Raw genomic sequence first — 18,862 nt, 5'->3', positions numbered from 1 at the left:
CCTATGCCTCGGCAATCATCGGCGCTGAAACTCGGGCGAGCCGAGCGCCAGTCCGACCACCTGGGCGATTCCCGCGAGCTGCGGAAGCAATGCGCCCGGCCGCCCGAGCGGATTTGCCCGCGCGGCGCCACTGGGTCCGTTGCCTGGCGCCCGCCGCCGCACATCCATCGCCTGCATCGAAGCGTCCTGGTTACCTGTCGCCGCTGCGTTTGCCAGCAGCAAGTTCTCGCCCGAGAGCAGCACCGCTCGCGTATCGGCTGATACGGCACCGCCGAGCAGAACCGAGACGACCGCGTCAACCTGCTTCGCACGCGGCGCCGCATCCAGTGAATCGAGTCCCGGAATCGCGCTCACACGAGCGCCGGGAACACGGTTTGAAGCCGCGGCAATTCCGAAGTTGATCCGGTTGAGGATGGCGCCCGCATTCATCCATGCATCCCCGGTCTCGGAATATCCGTTGGGCGCCTGATGTCCGTAGATGGGCTGGCCGAGATACGCGATGACCTGCGCGGTACGCGGCGTGCTGTCTGGCTGGGCGTTCATCGCGCGCATCGCGCTGACGACGACCTCGAACGGGGATTTCACCTTGCTGCGGAACGCTCGCTGCGAGAATAGCTCGTTCGACGTGACGATCGTCCTGACGACTTCGCGGATATCTCCATCGGTTTTCATGAACACCGCGGCGGCCCGATCCACGAGAGCCGTCGGTGGGTCATCCGACACGAACCGGCGCACGAGCTTCGTCGCGATGTAGCGCGCCGTGGCCGGATGCCGCGCGACGATGTCAAGAATGTCTTCGCCATCCTCGATTCCGCGCCCGGCCTTGAGCTTGTGTCCGAGCATGATCTTCTCGCCGGCGTCGTGCATCACCGGCCGGAAGACGAATCCGCCGCCGGCCATCGGCCGTTCAATCGTCCAGCCGGTCAGCGCCCGGGCGACGTTGATGACGTCCTGCTGCGTGTACCCACCATCAACGCCGAGCGTGTGAAGCTCGAGCAGCTCGCGTCCGTAATTCTCGTTGAGCCCGCCATTCCGGAGCTGGTTCACTCGCTGGCGCAGCTCGGGCGGAAGCGCACGGCCGCGCGCACGGTTAATACTTGCGAGACGCGGGCGCGTACTGTCCACCATGCTGCGCGCGTTGTCGAGATAGAAGAGCATTGCCGGACTCTTTGCCACGGCGCCGAGGAGATTCCGGAATGTCCCGAGAGCGTTGGGCCGGATCACGTCGCGCTCGTACTGAACCAGGTAGTACGGCTGGGGAGGCCCCTTTTGCGCGAAGACGTTGAAGTGGTTGAGCCAGAAGTCGGTCATCACCTCTTCGAGCTGCCGGTTGCCCGCAACGGCGCGGGCGACACGGGCGGACTGGAGCTCTCCAACCACCGCCCGACGGCTCTGCGCGATCCGCTGGAACGCCATGCTGTCGTCGCGTGAGACGCCTCGCGTCGTGTCATCAGCGGCGCGCCTCACCATCTGGCGAGCGCGCTGCGCTTCGGTGTATTGAGCGAGCAGCTCGTTCTGGTTTTGCTTCAGAATGCTGTAGCGATCGAGGAATACGTCGAGCACCGAATCATCGATCCGCTCGGGATGCAGCTGTTGATTGATCCAGTTGTCGAGGCCGATCGCGCGAATCTTCTGAGCATCGCCCGGCCGCGTGCCGAACGTGAGCCGGTTGAGCGCGTGGATGATCTGCTGGTCGGCGGCCAGCTCGCGATGATCGAGTCGCGGCACCGACGCCTTCTGGCGACTCGAGGGTGAGACGGTCTGCGCCCGCGCATCGCGGAGATCCAGCCCCGGGCTCAGAGCCAGGATCGCGGCTGTGAAGAGAATATCGCGACGACGCTCCATCCCACGGCCTGTTGGCATGGCTGGTAGACGCCGTCACCGCCGCAGTGTTAACCCGGCGCTCGAGCCCGGGGCTCCAGCACTATTTCAGTGTCTTCAGATACTGCTTCAGGTCGGTCTTCGGCTTCGGGTACGAGAGATCCAGCCCTTCGAGCGTCTCCACGATCCGCTTTGCGACGAGATAGTTGCGGGCCTTGTTGCTGTCGGCGGGAACGACATACCACGGCGCCCACTTCGTACTGCACCTCCTGAGGACATCGAGATACGCACCGGTGTATTCGTCCCACCTGTTCCGCTCGTCGAGGTCGCCCGCGTTGAACTTCCAGTTCTTGGTCTTGTCATCCACCCGCTCGCGCAGCCGCTGCTTCTGCTCGTCGTGAGACACGTGAAGGAAAAACTTGAGGATCACCGTCCCGTTCTCGGTCAGGATCCTCTCGAAGTCGTTGATCTGATCGTACCGCTTCGACCACATCTCTTCGGGAACGAGCTCGTGTACGCGCACAACCAGCACATCCTCGTAGTGAGACCGGTTGAAGATTCCCATCATTCCCTTTTCCGGCATCACCTGGTGTACGCGCCACAAATAGTCGTGTGCGAGCTCGACGGGCGATGGCGCCTTGAACGAAGTGACCCTGATGCCAGCCGGGTTTCCCGCCCCGATCACCGTACGCACCACGCCGTCCTTGCCGGATGCGTCGCGCCCCTGAAGCACGATCAACAGAGCGCGCCGTCCATCGGCGTAAAAGACCTCTTGCAGCCCCCCCAGCCGGTCGAGCAGCTTGTGGAGCTGTTTCTCGAGCTCGGCGCCGCTTCCAAGCGATTTGGGCGGAGATGCGTCCTTGTCGCGGAGCTGCAGACGGTCGCGGGATGACACTGGCTTCAGAAGCATGTCGAATGGGCCGGGGCCAAAGTGAGACTACAGGTCGAACCTGGAGATTATCTGCGGGACCCCATCGCGGTAATAGTTCTCGACCCGGGACTCCTCCATGAACCCATACGAAATGAGCAGTGCTCGATAGCGCATCAGGTATGGGTCGCCCGGAACTTCGGTGAATATTTTTCGCGCCCCCGTATTCGACAGCTCGGTCGCAATGTAGGAAAGGATGCACTGCCCAATTCCGGCCCGCCGTGAGCGCGGCGCCACCAGCACGGAATAGAGGATTCCGGTTCCGACGGTTCCGGCGACGATTCCGTACACTCCGAAGCCGACGACTTCGCCATCCCGAACCGCAACGCACGCGCGGTGCTCACCATCCGGCTTGAGAACGGCATCCTGCAGCAGCTCGGGAATCCGGTCAACCCAATGGTTCTTCTGCCGCTCGAACTCCACCAACGCAAGCGCGGCGGCGAGATCCTCTTCGCGCGCCGCGTGGACATCGAGTCGCTTCAGGGCTGGGGCAAGCACCGTCGGCTCTGTGTCACTATCTATATATGTAGTGATCGGCCGAGCACGCCCAGAGCGGCCTCTTTCACCGTCTCGGAAAGGGTCGGATGGGCATGCACGGTGATCCCGATGTCTTCCGATGAGCCGCGATACTCGAATGCGAGCACGACCTCCTGGATGAGATCGGATGCATTGGCGCCGATGATGTGGCACCCGAGCAGCTCGTCGGTCTTCGCGTCGGCGATGAACTTCACGAATCCGTTCGTCTCCGCCATCGTCCGTGCGCGGCCGTTCGCCGAAAACGGAAACTTCCCGACCTTGTACTCGCGTCCCGACTCCTTCACCTCGTGCTCGGCGAGTCCAACCGTGGCAATCTCCGGCCAGGTATAGACGACCGACGGCATGGACTTGTAATCCATGTGAGCGTGATGGCCGGCGATCACCTCGGCCGCGATCACACCCTCTTCTTCCGCCTTGTGCGCCAGCAGCTTGCCACCGACAGCATCGCCGATCGCGTAGACGTTCGGAAGATTGGTGCGCATCTGCGCGTCCACTGCGATCTCGCCGCGCTTGCCCAGCGTCAGGCCGAGCGCAGCCGCATCTATGCCGGTGAGCGACGGCTTGCGGCCTACGGAGACGAGCACGTAATCGGCTTCGAGAGTCTCCGTCTTGCCGTCCTTCTCGACGTCAACCTTGAGCCGGTCGCCTTCGCGCTTCGCGCCGACGACCTTGGTGCCCACGCGGATGTCGAGTCCCTGCTTCCGGAAGATGCGATCGGCTTCCTTGATGATCTCGGCGTCATTCCCGGGAAGAATCGTCGGGAACAGCTCGACGACCGTCACCTTCGCGCCGAGCCGGCGCCAGACCGAGCCGAGCTCGAGGCCGATGACTCCACCGCCGATGACAATCAGCTCCTTTGGCACTTCGGAGATGGTGAGCGCGCCGATGTTGGAGAGAACGCGCTGCTCGTCGAACCTGAGAAACGGCAGCTCGATGGGAACGGAGCCGGTGGCGATGATGACGTTCCTCGCGTGGTACGACGTAACCACACCGTCGGCGCCGGTGACCTCGACGACGTTGCCCGCCTTCAGGGTGCCGCGTCCCTTCGCCCACTCGATCCCGTTCTTCTTGAACAGGAACTCGATGCCCTTTGTGTTCTGTGCGACCACCGCGTCCTTCCGCTTGAGCATGGTCGGAAGGTCGGCCGACACGCCCTCGAACTTCACCCCATGCTCGGCCGCGTGCAGGCGCGCGAACTCGTAATGCTCGGATGATGTGAGGAGAGCCTTCGACGGAATGCATCCGACGTTGACGCAAGTTCCGCCGAGCGTCTCTTCCATCTCAACGCAGACGGTGCTGAGTCCGAGCTGCGCAGCGCGAATCGCGGCGACGTATCCGCCCGGTCCGCTGCCGATGATGACGACGTCTGCGGATTTCATTTCAGTCATGGTGCGTCAGGAGATGAGCATGGATGCGGGATCCTCGAGGAGCTCCTTCACGCGAATGAGGAACAGCACCGCCTGCTGTCCATCCACGATGCGATGGTCGTAGGACAACGCGATGTACATCATCGGGCGGATCTCGACCTGCCCGTTTATGGCGACGGGCCGGTCCTGCGTCTTGTGAAGGCCGAGGATGCCGACCTGCGGGTAGTTGATGATCGGTGTGGAGATGAGCGATCCGAAAACACCGCCGTTGGTGATCGTGAACGTGCCGCCCATGAGGTCGTCCATGGACAGCTTGCCGTCCCGCGCGCGCATGGCGACGGCGGAGATGTCGCGGCTGACCTCAATGATGCCTTTGCGATGCGCATCCTTGATGTTGGGGACCACGAGCCCTGCGTCGGATGCGACCGCGATTCCCATGTTGACGTAGTGCTTGTATACGATCGAGTCGCCGTCAATCTGCGCGTTGACGACCGGAAAGCTCTCGAGAGCCATGCACGTGGCTTTCACGAATAACGGCATGAACGTCAGCTTGACTCCGTGCTCCTTCTCGACCTTCTCCTTCATCCGCTCGCGCAGCGCGTTCACCGCCGACATGTCAATCTCGTTGAACGTCGTGAGATGCGCGGTTGCGTGCTGGGACTGCAACAGATTCTCCGCGATGCGCTTGCGCCGCGTGGTCATCTTCTCACGTGTCTCACGCTCGCCGGCGACCGCAGGAACAGGGGCGAATCCGGCCTGTGGTGCCGGCGCTCTCGGAGTCGGCGCGAGAACAGGTGCCGCGGTTCCGCCCCTGGCCACGTGCTCTGCGACATCCGGCTTGCTTACGCCGCCGCCGCGTCCGGTTCCCGCGATATCTCCGATCGAAACTCCGGTATCTGCGGCAAGGCGCCGCGCAGCGGGGGATGACTTCGCCTCGGCCGGGCCGGGCGGAGCAGAAGCCGCCGCGGCAGCAGAGGCCGCCGGCGTCGCTGGAGCAGCAGGAGCAGCCGCAGCCGCGGGAGCCGCCACGCCTGCAGCGGTCTCGTCGAGCTCGGCCAGTACCTGGTCAACTTTCACGACATCGCCTTCAGCAACCTCGAGAGAAGCGAGCACGCCGGCACGCGGAGCCGGGACCTCTACCGTGATCTTGTCCGTCTCGAGCTCGACGATCGTATCGCCGCTCGCTACCGTATCCCCCTTCTTCTTCACCCAGCGCGACACGGTTGCTTCGACGATCGACTCACCCAGCGGGGGCACCTTGATGGATAGCATTGACTCGGAGCGAAATGAGGACTGACCCGGTATCTTGTGCGGTCACCGTCGCTTAGGCGCGGTGGAATCTCAATATAACGCTCGAGGTTTTCGTTGCGAGCACTCACCATCTCCGCGCACGGCGGGGTAGAACAGCTCGAATTCCGCACCGACGTCGCCGTGCCTGAACCCGCGCCCGGCACCGTTCGCGTCCGCATCCGTGCCGCGGCCCTCAATCACCTCGACGTTTTCACGGTCGCGGGCTTTCCCGGGATCACCATAACGCCACCCTGGGTGATGGGCGCCGACGGGACTGGCGTCATTGATTCAATCGGTGACGGGGTTCATTCGGTGAAGCCCGGCGACCGCGTGGTCATCAATCCCGGCATCAGTGACGGAGCCTGCGAATTCTGCCAGGCCGGCGAACAGTCCCTCTGTATCCACTTCAGGCTTCTCGGTGAACACCTTCCGGGAACTCTCGCCGAGTACGTCGTGGTTCCTGCTGGAAACGTGCGGACGATTCCGGAAAGTATCTCCGACGAGACGGCCGCCGCGTTTACCCTCGCGACACTTACGGCGTGGCGGATGGTCGTGACACGCGCGAACGTCGGCCCGGGCGACAACGTCCTGATATGGGGAATTGGGGGCGGGGTTGCACAGGCGGCGCTACAGATCGCGAAACAGTGTGGGGCCCGGGTGTGGGTGACGTCGGGCAGTGACGCGAAGCTCGAGCGCGCGCGGGAACTCGGCGCCGACGAAACGCTGAACCATCGCACGCAATCCGTCGGTAAGGAGATCCGCGCCCGTACTGCAAAGCGTGGAGTCAGCGTCGTGATTGACAGCGTCGGGCAGGCGACATGGGAACAATCGCTCGTCGCGCTTGGGCGGGCCGGACGGCTCGTCACCTGCGGAGGCACGTCCGGTGCGCTGGTTCAGACCGACGTGCGCCGCCTTTTCTGGAACCAGTGGACGATCATGGGCTCGACGATGGGCAACGATGCCGAATTCGACGCCGTCACGGAGGAGCTCAGAGCGGGCAGGCTGACTCCAGTGGTGGACTCGGTCTTCGACCTGGAGAACGGCCGCGAAGCCTACGCCCGGATGGTTGCGGGCGAGCAGTTCGGAAAAATCGTCGTGAAGGTCGGGCAATGAGCGAGCGGGCACAGTATGCGGCCGGGGAGCTGAAGGCGATTCGCGAGGTATTCGTCACCGGTGTGATGCCCGATTGTCCCCGCTGCCATGTTCGAATGACGGAGCGTCCAATCGGGGGCGGGTCGTTCGGGCTTGGCTATGCCCGGAAACGGGAGTGGCTCATCTGTCCGCGCTGCCACCGCAGCGCCATCTACGACATCAAGCGCGGAACGCGGAACTAGCCGAGCAAAGAACCGTAAGGGTTGCTATTCTTAGAGGGCAGTCCGGCAATCCACCAAGAGCAGACCGTGGGCAACACGACACAGAGCTTCACCGAACGGCTTCAGGACAGCTTCTCGCAGCTATACCAGTACGTACCCGCGCTCGTCGGCGCGCTCGTCATCCTTTTCGCCGGCTACCTTCTCGCGCGGCTTTTCGAGAAGGGGACGGAAAAGGTCCTCCGCCGCATAAGGTTCAACCAGCTGCTCGAGCGCGGAGGCGTCATGGACGCCGTCGAGCGCGCAGGCTCGCACGTCAATCCGATCCGCATCAGCGCGAACCTGGTGTTCTGGTTCATCATGTTCACGGTGATGCTTGTCGCGGCGAACGCGCTAGGCCTGCAGTCGCTGGCGAACGTCTTCAGCGAGCTGGTGAGCTACATCCCGAGCGTCATCGCGGCGATCGTCATCATCATCGTCGGTATCGTGCTCGGTGGATTCGTCGGCGGGCTGATCATGGCGAGCGCCGGCGGACTTCACGGCGGTCCGACTCTCGCCCGCGTCGGTAAGGGCGGCGTGATCGTCCTCGCCGTCTTCATGGCGTTGCAGGAGCTTGGCGTCGCGAGCGAGATCGTCACGACCGCGTTCGCCCTTCTCTTCGGCGCCGTCGCGCTCGCTCTCGCGCTCGCGTTCGGTCTCGGAAACCGTGAGCTTGCCGCCGAAGTCACGCGCGAGTGGTACAACCGCTACCGGGCGGAGAAGGACGCGATTGACAAGGACAACGCGCAACTCGACCTGGAAGACGAAGCCGAGGCGCAGGGCTACCGCAGCTAGCCAGGCGACTATGTCGCCTTGATCGCCATCTCCGGGTTCTGCGCCTCCCCTGCGTGACCTGGTGACCCGAAAAACTGTGACGTGCACCCCTTCCCCCGTCTTTCACTCGCGACCGCGGGAAGGACTCGCCTCGGTCGGGCCTCCGGTCTCACGCCGAGCCACCTCGTGCTGGAGATGACGGAAAGCATGCTGGTGCATGACAACCGCGCGACACTGGAGCGGCTGCACGCACTGAAGACACTCGGAGTCCGGCTTTCCATCGACGATTTCGGTACCGGCTACTCGTCGCTTGCGTACCTCGAGCGCTTCCCTGTGGACAGTCTCAAGATGGACCGGTCATTCATCAGCGGGCTCGGCACCGAGCAGTCGAAGTCGCCACTTGCCGAAGCGGTCATCGGCCTGGGCCGGATTCTCGGATTGCGGGTCGTGGCCGAAGGGATCGAGACGAAGGAACAGTGGGACCGCCTGCGACTTCTCGGATGCGGGCTGGGCCAGGGTTTCTATGTATCGTATCCCCTTCCAGCTGACCAGTTCGAGCGGCTTATTGCTGGTTCGACGGCCTCCGCGAAAGGGCTTGTGAGCGGTAGTTTCCCGGCCGGCTCGAGCGGGCGTCTGCGCACACCTGTAACTGGTTTAAGGGCAATAAGTTAGCGGCAGTGGTTCAGGTTGCGAAAACACCCTCAAAACGCTATATTTGAGGGTTGCCTTTCCCACCTTTCGCAGCCCGTACAAAACCCAAATGACCGCGCCCAACAATCGCGAGCGGATTCTGCCGCGCCTCATCCATGAAGAGGTAAAGGAATCGTTCATCAACTACTCGATGAGCGTGATCGTGTCGCGAGCTCTGCCCGACGTCCGCGACGGCCTCAAGCCTGTGCACCGCAGGGTGCTTTATGCGATGAACGAGCTTGGCCTCGTCCCTGGCCGCCCCTACAAGAAGTCGGCGACCGTCGTCGGCGACGTGCTGGGCAAGTATCACCCGCACGGCGACCAGTCGGTTTACGATGCGCTCGTGCGCATGGTGCAGGACTTCTCGCTGCGGTATCCGCTGGTGGATGGTCAGGGCAACTTCGGCAGCGTGGACGGGGACCCGGCGGCGGCGTACCGGTATACCGAGTCGCGTCTCACGCGAATCGCGATGGAGATGCTGGCCGATATCGACAAGAACACCGTCAATTACGCGCCGAACTTCGACGACCGGCTTCAGGAGCCCAAGGTTCTCCCGTCCGCCGTGCCGAACCTGCTGATCAATGGCTCATCGGGAATCGCGGTGGGAATGGCGACGAACATCCCGCCGCACAACCTCAGCGAGATCGTCGCCGCTACCGTCGCGCTGATCGACAACCCGGAGCTCGATGTCGCTGCGCTTCGCAAAATCATAAAGGGCCCCGATTTCCCGACCGGTGGCTACATCTACGGTCGCGCCGGGATCAAGGATTACCAGGAGACGGGACGCGGCCGGATCGTGATGCGCGCCCGCGCGGTGATCGAGGAGAAGGAGAGCTCGAACAAGTCGCAGATCGTCATCAACGAGCTTCCTTACCAGGTCAACAAGTCCAGGCTCGTGGCGGATATCGCCGAGCTGGTGCGCGACAAGAAGCTCGAGGGCATCTCCGACCTGCGCGACGAGTCGGACAAGGACGGAATGCGCATCGTGATCGAGCTCAAGCGCGACGCGATTCCGCGCGTCGTCCTCAACCAGCTCTACAAGCACACGACGATGCAGTCCACGTTCGGCGTGATCATGCTGGCGCTCGTGCCCGATCCGTTCACCGGGCAGCTCGTCCCGAAGATCATGCCGCTGAGGGAGGTGCTCCAGCATTACATCGCGCACCGCCACGAGGTCGTCATCCGTCGGACGCAGTTCGATCTCGATAAGGCGCTCGAGCGCGAGCACATTCTCGAAGGTCTCAAGATCGCCGTTGACAACATTGATGCGGTGATCAAGCTGATCCGCGCGGCGGAGGACACGCCAACGGCGAGCGCGCAGCTTCAGAAGCGGTTCAAGCTGAGCGAGCGGCAGGCCGAAGCGATTCTCAACATGCGCCTTGCCAAGCTCACCGGGCTGGAGATCGAGAAGCTCGAAGCCGAGCTGAAAGAGGTTCGCGCGTTCGTGAAGGACATGCGGGACATCCTGGCCTCACGGCCGCGCCGCATGTCCATCATTCGCGAAGAGCTGCTCGAGGTAGTGAAGCGATATGGCGACGAGCGACGTTCAGAGATCACGAGCGACGAGGGTGAGTTCACCATAGAGGACCTGATTGCCGAAGAGGACATGGTGATCACGATCTCGCACTCCGGGTACATCAAGCGGACCTCGGTCTCGACGTATCGCAAGCAGCGTCGTGGCGGGCGGGGCTTGAGCGGTCAGACGCTCAAGGACGAGGATTTCATCGAGAAGCTCTTCATCGGGTCCACGCACGACTACATCCTGTGCTTCACGGACGATGGGCGGTGCTTCTGGCTCAAGGTGCACGAGATCCCGCAGGCGGGCCGTGCGACGAAGGGCAAGCCGATCGTGAATCTGATCAACGTCCAGCCGGACACTCAGATCCAGGCGATGGTGCCGGTGCGCGAATTCAGCGATACGCAATTCCTCCTCTTCTGCACGAAGAAGGGAACGGTCAAGAAGAGCGCGCTGTCGCAGTACTCGAACGTCCGCACCACGGGAATCAAGGCGATCAAGATCGAGCCGGGCGACGAGCTGATCGACGTGCAGGTGACGAGCGGCACGAACGACATCGTGCTGGCGACGAAGCACGGGCTGTCGGTGCGGTTCCACGAGCAGGACGTGCGCGAGATGGGACGTGACACGACGGGCGTGAAGGGAATCGAGCTCCGGCCCGACGACAGCTTGGTGGGTATGGTCGTGATCAAGCGCGAGGCGACCATCCTGGTGGTGACCGAGCGCGGGCTCGGCAAGTGCTCGCACATAGATGACTACCGTGTGCAGAGGCGAGGCGGGAAAGGAATCATCACCGTGAACCGGACTGAGAGGACGGGTAACGTCGTCGGGGTGATGGAGGTGCTTCCGGAGGACGAGATCATGCTGATCACGCGCAACGGAGTGATCATCCGTTCATCGGTGGCTCAAATCAGGGTGACCGGCCGTATCGCGCAGGGGGTGAGGCTCGTCAACCTGGATGATGGGGACATCCTGACCGCGGTCGCCCGCGTGATTCCCGAGGAAGATGAAGGGGATCAGGCAGGGGACGATTCTGTGGTCCTCACCGGAGAAGAGATCGGCGAGGCGGAAGCGGATTGACGTAGCACAGTGAGGGCGTATCGCTTGAACGCACAGAATGGCAACGAGGTGCAGGCGCTGAGGGCGGCGCTCCGCAATACGGAGACTGAGCTTCAGCGTTTCCGCGACGAAGAAGAGTCGCGGAAGCATCTCGTCGAAGTTCTGAACGAGGTGATGGGAAATCTCCCGACCGATGAGATTTTCCATCTTCTCGCGCGGCGACTGGCGCGGGCGCTGAATCTCTCGCATGCATCGGTGATTCTGGCGAAGCCAGGTGAGCGAACGGGTGTGGTCGCGACGGCTTTCGAGCAGCCCCACCTGCACGACCTCGAGATCGAGCTCGACAAGTATCCCGAGGTCATCTCCGCGCTGCACGGACGTATCCCGGTGCTGATACCCGACCTCCAGCACTGTCCGTTGTACGCGCCGCTGCGCGCGAAGTGGGCGGAGGAGGGGACGCATATCGACGTCAGGTCGGTGATGGCGCTGCCATTTCCGCTCGACGACGAGAAGGCCGGCGTCTTCCTGCTGCGCCGAACGGTGGACACCCCCGTGTTCGATGCCGCCGACGTACAGTTCGCCGAGACGGTGGTGAAGGGCGGCGTGGCGGCGATCCAGCGCGCCCACGCGATCGAGAGCACGCGGGCGGACAATCATCGCCTCGAGGCGCTGGCGCAGACCGATCCGCTGACGCAACTCGTCAACCGGCGTGCGTTGACGATCCGGCTGGTGACGGAGATGGAGCGGGTGCGGCGGTACAACGCGCCGCTCGCGATGCTGCTGGTGGATCTCGATCATTTCAAACTGGTCAACGACACGTACGGTCACCTGGTGGGAGACGACGTGCTGTCCGGCGTCGCGTCGCTGCTTCAGCATGCGGTGCGGAGCGTCGATCTCGTGGCCCGCTACGGTGGTGAGGAGTTCGTGATCGTTCTGCCGGAGACTGGACAGCATGGCGCCGTCTCGTTCGCCGAGCGCGTCCGGGACAAGATGGCGGCGCATCGATTCCCGGTCGCCGGAGGCCAGGAGATACATCTCACGGCGAGCATCGGGGTGGCAACGTATCCGTCGTCGCAGATCGAGTCGGCGGAGGATCTCTTCAGGGCCGCCGATGCGGCTCTCTATCGCGCCAAGGGGAGCGGGCGTAATCTAGTCTGCAGCTGAAGCTCGAACACGCGCGAGACATCCGCGTCTCCGCTTCCACCTCGCAGACTCATGAAATCCATGCTGAAGATCCTGCTGCTCGTCGCGCTCGCGACGGCATGCGTCGAGACCGCTCCACGCGGCTCCGCGGACACCGAATCGGCAGCGCGAACGGCACCCGTCATCACGTCGCTTCGCATCAACCAGGGCACGTATGGCATGGCGTCGCGCGTGAAGTGGGTAATATCGCCGGACAGCTCGGCCATCATCGCGATGGTGGACCCCGCCGGTGTCGAGAACGAAGCGATCCCGAACGGTTTCTTCTACGGAAGCGAATCGAGAAACTTCCAGACGCGAATGGACAGTGTCTGGGACGTCGCGCCGTCTCCGGACTGGGGAACAATCGCGTTCTCTCGCGCGTACGTTCTGAATCCGCGCGAGGCGGACAGCATTCCCGCAGCGATGTGGCAGGACCTTGCACGCCGCACTGGGATGGACACCGCGACAGTACGCATGGGATCGTTCGCGTCGAGCGGAATGTCCATGGCCCGCGCCATCGCGCAGCCGGGCACCATTCAGGTGCCGGCCGACTCGCGCGCGACCGGCGCGAGCGACGCGTCCACACCGCGCATGTACCCCATCGCACTCGGCTGGCGCGTACGATGGACACCCGACGGCTCGACGATCGCGCTCGGTAACAGCCCGGCGCGAGTGCAGGACGACGAGCCGTCGCAAACGTGGGCCGCACTCGACCCGAAGACCGGAGCGTTGCACGGCACATTGCCGGCGAACGCGCAGCTCGTCGTACCGCGATGGGTAAACGGGCCCGTGCTCGATATCTCGGTACCGGTGGACATGCAGGGCGCTCCGCCGATCAACGTGAAGAACGGGAGCCGATCGTTCTCTATCGAGAGCGTGCGAGGAGTGATAACGGCCCGCGAGACGACACCCGTCGCCGACACAACGTCACGCAGCTTCACCATCGGCTCCGGCAAAGCGCTCGCCGCCACGAAGGGCGGGAGATACATACTCGCTCTGGCGCCGCGATCGAACGCGGTGGCGAACGAGGTGCCGGTCGAGGCGATCGTCTATGTGGTCGGCTGGTAGCGTACCGGGGAAGCTCCGCTGCCATGTAGAGTAGCTGGCGGGCGCGCGACGATTTTGCGGGCTACTTCCCGAGCCGCCGCAATTCGACCAGCAGGCAACGGTCCTGCACCACATCTATGCCGGCTTTCGCGAATCGCTCGGCGGCCTCGTCATTGCGGATGCCGAGTTGAAACCAGACTGACTTCGGTTTCTTCGCGATAATGTCGTCAACGTGCGGCGGGATGTCCTCGGATCGGCGGAAGACGTTCACCATGTCCACTTCTCCCGGAACCGCGGAGACCGTGCGGTACACCGGCTCGCCAAGCATCTCGGTGGCGTCCGGATAGTAGACCGGCACCGGCACGATCTCGTAGCCAGCGTGTTGCGCATACTTGGGTACGAAGAATGCCGGGCGGTGGTCTCCTTCCTTGATACCGAGCACGGCGATCCGCCGCGTATCGGCGATGACGCGACGGATTCCTTCGTGCGAATCAATGATGTGTTCGCGCCAGCGGGCAATCGGAGTTTCGATATCGGTTGTCATCTTGCGTGTGCATCAATGCAACGATTGCGCCGACCTGACGTGAAATGCTCATCCCGGATAGATTTCCGGTCGCATCACGGATCCACACGGAGATTCACGACATGAAGATGCTGGTTCTCGGGGCGGGGCTTCAGGGCTCAGCCTGCGCGTACGATTTGCTGCAGAACGACGAAGTGACGGAAGTACGACTCGCCGATCTCGATGTCGGGCACATCGCCCCGTTTCTGGCGCCGTATTCGGGCAGGCGGCTGATTCCCACACCGCTCGACGTGCGCGATACCGATGCAGTGCGGGCGCTCATGCGCGAAGCCAACGCGGTGATGAGCGCCATTCCGTACTACTTCAACCTCGACCTCGCGCGGCTCGCCACCGAGACCGGCGTTCATTTCTGCGACCTCGGCGGAAACACCGATATCGTGGTCGAACAGAAGAAGCTCGACGCGACAGCGCGGAGAAAGGGGGTCACCGTTGTTCCCGACTGCGGACTGGCGCCGGGAATGGTGAACATCCTGGCGCAGTACGGCATCAGTCAGATGGACAGCGTGGACGAGGTGAAGATCTACGTCGGCGGACTGCCGCAGAATCCGGAGCCACCGCTCAACTATCAGATCGTGTACTCGCTCGAGGGCGTGCTCGACTACTACACGACGCTGTCGTGGGTCGTGCGCGACGGAAAGCAGACGCAGGTGAAGGCACTGTCGGAGCGGGAGCCCGTGCACTTCGACGCGCCGGTTGGCGAGCTCGAGGCGTTCCACACCGCCGGTGGTCTTTCGACGATGGCGGCGCGCTACGAAGGCAGGATTCCGACGATGGAATACAAGACGCTCCGGTATCCCGGGCACGCGCAAATCATGGAAGCGATCCGTGAGCTCGGCCTCCTCGAGCTGGAGCCGATCGAGGTGAAGGGAGTGATGGTCTCGCCGCGCGATGTCGCCGTCGCCGCGATGGGCCCGCGCCTCACGAAGCCCAAGGGGAAAGATCTCGTGGCGCTGAGAGTGACGGTGAAGGGAAAGAAGGCCGGCAACCCAAAGATGATCGAGTTCGAGCTCGTGGACCGCTACGACGAGGAGCGCGGCATCAGCGCGATGATGCGCACGACCGGATACTCGCTTTCGATCACCGGCCAGATGCAGGCGCGCGGCGAAGTACAACCGCCCGGCGTGCACACCCCCGACGAGTGCATCCCCGCGGTCCGATACATCGACGAGCTCCGCAAGCGCGGCATAGATATCAAAGTCTCCGAGTCGTAAGCCGAGAACCAGTCGTCTTTCACCGGGCAAAGTTGGCCAGCGTCTGCCCCATGACGTCTATCATTGACTTGGCCGTCCATCGGTCGGTCCCGTTGTATATGAACGTGAATGCGATCACCTCACCGTTCAGCGCAGTGACGTAGCCGCCAAGGGCGACGACGTTGTTCGTCGTGCCGGTCTTGGCGTGGAGATTTCCCTGTGCTGCGCCGCCGCGCATGCGGCGGCGCAGCAGCTTGGACTCGCCGGCCACCGGGAGCGATGCGTGGAACCACGGGCCCCACTCCGCCTTGTGCGCATAGCCCAGCACTTGAGTCATCGCGCGCGGTGTGACGCGGTCCAGCGTCGAGAGCCCGCTGCCGTCGGAGATCTGCAGATACGTCGTGTCGGCACGGATCTTCGTCGCGAAGAAGTTACGAAGCAGCCTCTGTCCGTTGGCGACCGTCCCCTGTTCATTGCGCTGCGGCCCGCGCACGGCGTCCCGCATCAGCAGCTCGGCGAAGTGGTTGATGCTCTCCCTGTTCATCGCCGAAATGATTCGGTCGAGCGTCGGCGACTGGATGCTCGCGATCTTCACCGCTGACGGCGGAGTGCGGCCGAGCCGGATTCCGCTGTCCACCGCCAGGCCCTTCGCCACGAGCGCCGCCTTCAGCGCGCCGGTGGTGAACAACGCCGGGTCCTCGACCACGTACTCGTAGCGGCGTGGTGGTGAGCGCGATCCGATCCGTCCCGATACCATGATCGTCCCGTTGAGCTGTCGGCGGACCGACAGTCTCGCGCCCCCCCCGGGCACCGTGCGCACGTTGCTCACGAGCTGGATCGCGCTCGTTGCCGGCTCGAGCTTCACACTACCTGGGGTGATCGTGACCCAGACGAGATTCTCGTTGAGCGACAGCCCTGACACACGCGCCGCGTACCCCGCCTGCAGATAGCGCGTCAGCCAGCCCTCCGGAATCTTCTGATCGTCGAATGCGCTCGCGTCGCCGATGACCTGACCGGTGATCCGCTTCACGCCGCGCGAGACGAGCTGGTCGGCGAGAAAATTCATCGGCGCCTCGGGGCCGCCGGCGAGGTATCGGCCGGACAGCGACGGGTCACCATCGCCGCGGAGATAGATGTTGCCGATGAGCGTGCCGTCCGGTGCCAGCGTGCCGTCGTAGAGGACATCAGTGCTGAACTGATAGCGGGGACCGAGCCGCTCGAAGGCCACGGCGCTGGTCAGAATCTTCATCGTTGATGCCGGCATGAGAGGCGTGCCGGCGTTGTGCGTGAAGAGAGTGTCGCCGCGAGTGAGCGACACAGCCATGATCCCGAACTGACCGCTTCTCACCCTTCCCGTCATGAACCCCATATCGGCGCTGAGCGCGCCGACCGACCTGGGGGAAGTGGCACTGACGACTGGCGCGGCGCGAGCTGCAGCAGCTTTTCTCAACGGGCGCTTCGGCTTTGTCGCCGGCCTCCTTGTCGCTTTCTTCTTCGCCGCGGCCCGTCGCTGAGCGCTGGTCGTGGTTCTTTTCTTCGTCGTCTGCGAGGGCAGATTCAGCGGGGCCACCGCGAGAGAAGCGAGTAGAATTGCGGCAAAGACCCTGAGTTTGCGATACAGCATGGATTACAGTCAGGCGTTCAGCGAGCGGGCTCTCATCGAGTCATACACCGGCTTCCAGTCTACCTGCGCGCCAGCCGTGTCGTCCTCGCCGTGCGCGGCCCACTTGAAGAAGACGACGGACATGATGATCACGAAGATCAGTCCGCCCGGCACCCACATTATCAGACCGCCAAGAAGCTGATCCTCCATCGGCGAGAGCGCCATGATGCGCGGAGCCGATGAATATGCGGGATACAGAATGTGGTCGGACATCGTGATGTACACCGCCACGATGGACATCGGAATGCTCATCAGGAAGCAGTAGAGCATCTGTCCGGGATATGACAGCCGCGGCAGCTCCGGCAGCTGGCTCGCCAGCGGCCACCACATCAGCACTGCCGACGCCATGAACATCAGGTGCTCGAAGATGTGAATGTCGTGGTTGTCCATCGCCGCGTTGTAGAGCACCGGCAGATGCCAGGCGGCGATCACGATGTTGAAGATCGCGAAGCAGGCGATCGGCCGCGTCAGTCGGCGCGCGAGCCAGCCGATGGCTCGATTCCGAAGCAGCGGGCGGATCATCCAGCCCGGCACACCGGCGATCAGCAGCGGCGGCATCGCCAGCGTGAGCAGCAGATGCTGCACCATGTGGCCGCTGAACAGATAGTTGTCGCTCAGGTCGTGGATGGGACCGTTGAGCGACGCGAAGATGACGAACAGCGCGGAAAAGAACGAGAGCTTCCGCCATCCGCTGAGCGGTCTCTCGGCGGACGCGTCACGCGCCCGCCAGAGATACAGCGCTCCGAGTGCTGCCAGTCCGATGACGGTGCTCGGATGAATGGACCACGAGAGCCAGCTGAACCGGGTGAACGGGTGCAGCAGCGCCAGCACGATCATGGGACGTTACCTGCCCGGGCCAAACCGCGCAGCGAGCTGCCCGAAGAGGAAAAGAAGCGAGGTCAGCGTCAGCGCCGCGATCAGCAGCGGGCCGGTGAACAGTGTGCGGAAGAGCTTATGGTCGTACTTGAGATGCATGTAGAACATCACGACGACCGCGAACTTCACCGCCGACATCACGAGCAGCGATGGCACGAACGCCCGCGACGCCACGAATGACGGGACGTAGTACGCCCACACCTCGAACACGGTGATGAGCGTGAGGATGGTGGCCACCTTCCAGTAGGTGGACCAGCCGGGATGATGATGTTCCCCGCCGCTCATATGGCCTTCGGCGGTGGCGGTATCCGGATGAGTTGGTTCGTGTGCCATCGTCGCCTACCTGATCAGGTAAACCAGAGTGAAGATCGCGATCCACACCACGTCAACGAAGTGCCAGTACAGTGCCGCGATGTCTACATTCGCCGCGTCGGCCGGGCCAAGTCCGCGGCGGTAGTCGATCGCCAGCAGCGTGAGCAGCCAGATCACGCCGGCCGTAACGTGCGCGCCATGGAAGCCAGTCAGGGTGAAGAACGACGAGCCGAACAGATTGGTGCGAATCGTCAGCCCTTCGTGAACGAACGACGTGAACTCGAACGCCTGGAAGCTGAGGAACGTCATGCCGAGGAGCGCCGTCATCCATAGCCAGAGCCTGGATGAACCGAGGATTCGCTCTCCCCGGGTGTGCCTGGGCACGTTCTTGTTCTGCACCGCGGCGAGCGCCAGCACCATCGCCAGCGACGACATCAGCAGGACAAACGTTGACGCCGACGTGACCGGGATGTTGAGGATGGGATTGAAGTGCTCGCCGGTGGGGCTGACGTACGCCTCGTGCGGATACGGGCCGGCGAGACTGCGCCCTTTATAGATGAGATAGGTCGAGATGAGGGACACGAAGAGCATGCACTCCGAGCCGATGAAGGCCCAGATTGCGATCTTCCGGCTGTCGAGACCCGTGGTCGTGTAGTGACCTGCGGCTGGTGCTGTCAT

At 63.2% G+C, this 18,862-nt stretch carries 19 protein-coding genes; 9 read left to right on the top strand and 10 right to left on the bottom strand.

Annotation, left to right across the window (positions count from 1 at the left end):
* Nucleotides 1-15: 15 nt before the first annotated feature.
* From Q7S20_06750 to odhB, 5 genes are all read right to left on the bottom strand, one after another.
* A complete protein-coding gene (locus Q7S20_06750; protein ID MDO8501524.1) occupies nt 16-1,863 on the bottom strand; it encodes a DUF1800 domain-containing protein in 1,848 nt (615 codons plus the stop codon).
* 61 nt (nt 1,864-1,924) lie between these two features.
* Nucleotides 1,925-2,731: a polyphosphate kinase 2 family protein gene (locus Q7S20_06745; GenBank protein ID MDO8501523.1), complete on the bottom strand. Its 807-nt coding sequence runs from the start codon at nt 2,729-2,731 to the stop codon at nt 1,925-1,927.
* 27 nt (nt 2,732-2,758) lie between these two features.
* Nucleotides 2,759-3,247 (bottom strand): GNAT family N-acetyltransferase, encoded by a 489-nt coding sequence (locus Q7S20_06740; protein ID MDO8501522.1) that lies wholly within the window; start codon nt 3,245-3,247, stop codon nt 2,759-2,761.
* Between the two features lie 20 nt (nt 3,248-3,267).
* Nucleotides 3,268-4,665 (bottom strand): dihydrolipoyl dehydrogenase, encoded by a 1,398-nt coding sequence (gene lpdA, locus Q7S20_06735; protein MDO8501521.1) that lies wholly within the window; start codon nt 4,663-4,665, stop codon nt 3,268-3,270.
* Between the two features lie 15 nt (nt 4,666-4,680).
* Complete coding sequence (gene odhB, locus Q7S20_06730) at nt 4,681-5,925, bottom strand: 2-oxoglutarate dehydrogenase complex dihydrolipoyllysine-residue succinyltransferase (GenBank protein ID MDO8501520.1); 1,245 nt, start codon at nt 5,923-5,925, stop codon at nt 4,681-4,683.
* A 93-nt stretch (nt 5,926-6,018) separates the two neighbouring features.
* Between odhB and Q7S20_06725 the strand changes: the two genes are divergently transcribed.
* From Q7S20_06725 to Q7S20_06695, 7 genes are all read left to right on the top strand, one after another.
* Entirely contained in the window at nt 6,019-7,056 is a 1,038-nt protein-coding gene (locus tag Q7S20_06725) for a zinc-binding dehydrogenase (GenBank protein ID MDO8501519.1), read from the top strand.
* Nucleotides 7,053-7,277 carry a hypothetical protein gene (locus Q7S20_06720; protein ID MDO8501518.1) on the top strand — a complete coding sequence of 75 codons (225 nt, stop codon included), beginning with the start codon at nt 7,053-7,055 and terminating at the stop codon, nt 7,275-7,277. Before Q7S20_06725 ends, Q7S20_06720 begins: the two co-directional genes overlap by 4 nt.
* 66 nt (nt 7,278-7,343) lie before the next feature.
* A complete protein-coding gene (locus Q7S20_06715; protein ID MDO8501517.1) occupies nt 7,344-8,087 on the top strand; it encodes a hypothetical protein in 744 nt (247 codons plus the stop codon).
* An 81-nt stretch (nt 8,088-8,168) separates the two neighbouring features.
* On the top strand, nt 8,169-8,738 hold the full coding sequence (locus tag Q7S20_06710; GenBank protein ID MDO8501516.1) for an EAL domain-containing protein: 570 nt from the start codon (nt 8,169-8,171) through the stop codon (nt 8,736-8,738).
* Between the two features lie 88 nt (nt 8,739-8,826).
* Nucleotides 8,827-11,352 (top strand): DNA gyrase subunit A, encoded by a 2,526-nt coding sequence (gene gyrA / locus Q7S20_06705; protein ID MDO8501515.1) that lies wholly within the window; start codon nt 8,827-8,829, stop codon nt 11,350-11,352.
* A 24-nt stretch (nt 11,353-11,376) separates the two neighbouring features.
* On the top strand, nt 11,377-12,495 hold the full coding sequence (locus Q7S20_06700) for a sensor domain-containing diguanylate cyclase (GenBank protein MDO8501514.1): 1,119 nt from the start codon (nt 11,377-11,379) through the stop codon (nt 12,493-12,495).
* A gap of 51 nt (nt 12,496-12,546) precedes the next feature.
* Entirely contained in the window at nt 12,547-13,581 is a 1,035-nt protein-coding gene (locus Q7S20_06695; protein ID MDO8501513.1) for a hypothetical protein, read from the top strand.
* Nucleotides 13,582-13,642: 61 nt separating this feature from the next.
* Here the strand turns inward: Q7S20_06695 and Q7S20_06690 are convergent, their stop codons facing one another.
* On the bottom strand, nt 13,643-14,104 hold the full coding sequence (locus tag Q7S20_06690; GenBank protein MDO8501512.1) for a CoA-binding protein: 462 nt from the start codon (nt 14,102-14,104) through the stop codon (nt 13,643-13,645).
* A gap of 101 nt (nt 14,105-14,205) precedes the next feature.
* Here Q7S20_06690 and Q7S20_06685 point away from each other — a divergent pair, with 101 nt between their 5' ends.
* Complete coding sequence (locus Q7S20_06685; protein MDO8501511.1) at nt 14,206-15,354, top strand: saccharopine dehydrogenase C-terminal domain-containing protein; 1,149 nt, start codon at nt 14,206-14,208, stop codon at nt 15,352-15,354.
* 19 nt (nt 15,355-15,373) lie between these two features.
* On the opposite strand, the gene dacB is transcribed toward Q7S20_06685, so the two are convergent.
* Entirely contained in the window at nt 15,374-16,693 is a 1,320-nt protein-coding gene (gene dacB / locus Q7S20_06680) for a D-alanyl-D-alanine carboxypeptidase/D-alanyl-D-alanine-endopeptidase (protein MDO8501510.1), read from the bottom strand.
* Between dacB and Q7S20_06675 the strand changes: the two genes are divergently transcribed.
* Nucleotides 16,692-16,847, top strand: a complete 156-nt coding sequence (locus Q7S20_06675) for a hypothetical protein (GenBank protein ID MDO8501509.1) — start codon at nt 16,692-16,694, stop codon at nt 16,845-16,847. The two genes, dacB and Q7S20_06675, sit on opposite strands and share 2 nt — an antisense overlap.
* Nucleotides 16,848-16,966: 119 nt before the next feature.
* Here the strand turns inward: Q7S20_06675 and Q7S20_06670 are convergent, their stop codons facing one another.
* Genes Q7S20_06670 through Q7S20_06660 form a run of 3 tightly spaced genes read right to left on the bottom strand, consistent with a single transcriptional unit; the run spans nt 16,967 to nt 18,862 of the window.
* A complete protein-coding gene (locus Q7S20_06670) occupies nt 16,967-17,833 on the bottom strand; it encodes a cytochrome c oxidase assembly protein (GenBank protein ID MDO8501508.1) in 867 nt (288 codons plus the stop codon).
* Between the two features lie 6 nt (nt 17,834-17,839).
* Nucleotides 17,840-18,205 (bottom strand): cytochrome C oxidase subunit IV family protein, encoded by a 366-nt coding sequence (locus Q7S20_06665; GenBank protein MDO8501507.1) that lies wholly within the window; start codon nt 18,203-18,205, stop codon nt 17,840-17,842.
* 6 nt (nt 18,206-18,211) lie between these two features.
* Nucleotides 18,212-18,862 carry a cytochrome c oxidase subunit 3 gene (locus tag Q7S20_06660; GenBank protein MDO8501506.1) on the bottom strand — a complete coding sequence of 217 codons (651 nt, stop codon included), beginning with the start codon at nt 18,860-18,862 and terminating at the stop codon, nt 18,212-18,214.

The sequence above is a fragment of the Gemmatimonadaceae bacterium genome, assembly GCA_030647905.1.
Lineage (GTDB): Bacteria > Gemmatimonadota > Gemmatimonadetes > Gemmatimonadales > Gemmatimonadaceae > UBA4720.
This window is presented reverse-complemented; position numbering and strand designations above follow the sequence as displayed.

Coding starts and splice junctions, on each gene's coding strand:
- Q7S20_06695 (MDO8501513.1), top strand. CDS start 12,547: ATGAAATCCATGCTGAAGATCCTGCTGCTCGTCGCGCTCGCGACGGCA.
- Q7S20_06690 (MDO8501512.1), bottom strand. CDS start 14,104: ATGACAACCGATATCGAAACTCCGATTGCCCGCTGGCGCGAACACATC.
- Q7S20_06745 (MDO8501523.1), bottom strand. CDS start 2,731: ATGCTTCTGAAGCCAGTGTCATCCCGCGACCGTCTGCAGCTCCGCGAC.
- gyrA (MDO8501515.1), top strand. CDS start 8,827: ATGACCGCGCCCAACAATCGCGAGCGGATTCTGCCGCGCCTCATCCAT.
- Q7S20_06675 (MDO8501509.1), top strand. CDS start 16,692: ATGAACCCCATATCGGCGCTGAGCGCGCCGACCGACCTGGGGGAAGTG.
- Q7S20_06660 (MDO8501506.1), bottom strand. CDS start 18,862: ATGACAGCACCAGCCGCAGGTCACTACACGACCACGGGTCTCGACAGC.
- Q7S20_06685 (MDO8501511.1), top strand. CDS start 14,206: ATGAAGATGCTGGTTCTCGGGGCGGGGCTTCAGGGCTCAGCCTGCGCG.
- Q7S20_06665 (MDO8501507.1), bottom strand. CDS start 18,205: ATGGCACACGAACCAACTCATCCGGATACCGCCACCGCCGAAGGCCAT.
- dacB (MDO8501510.1), bottom strand. CDS start 16,693: ATGACGGGAAGGGTGAGAAGCGGTCAGTTCGGGATCATGGCTGTGTCG.
- Q7S20_06670 (MDO8501508.1), bottom strand. CDS start 17,833: ATGATCGTGCTGGCGCTGCTGCACCCGTTCACCCGGTTCAGCTGGCTC.
- lpdA (MDO8501521.1), bottom strand. CDS start 4,665: ATGAAATCCGCAGACGTCGTCATCATCGGCAGCGGACCGGGCGGATAC.
- odhB (MDO8501520.1), bottom strand. CDS start 5,925: ATGCTATCCATCAAGGTGCCCCCGCTGGGTGAGTCGATCGTCGAAGCA.
- Q7S20_06720 (MDO8501518.1), top strand. CDS start 7,053: ATGAGCGAGCGGGCACAGTATGCGGCCGGGGAGCTGAAGGCGATTCGC.
- Q7S20_06750 (MDO8501524.1), bottom strand. CDS start 1,863: ATGCCAACAGGCCGTGGGATGGAGCGTCGTCGCGATATTCTCTTCACA.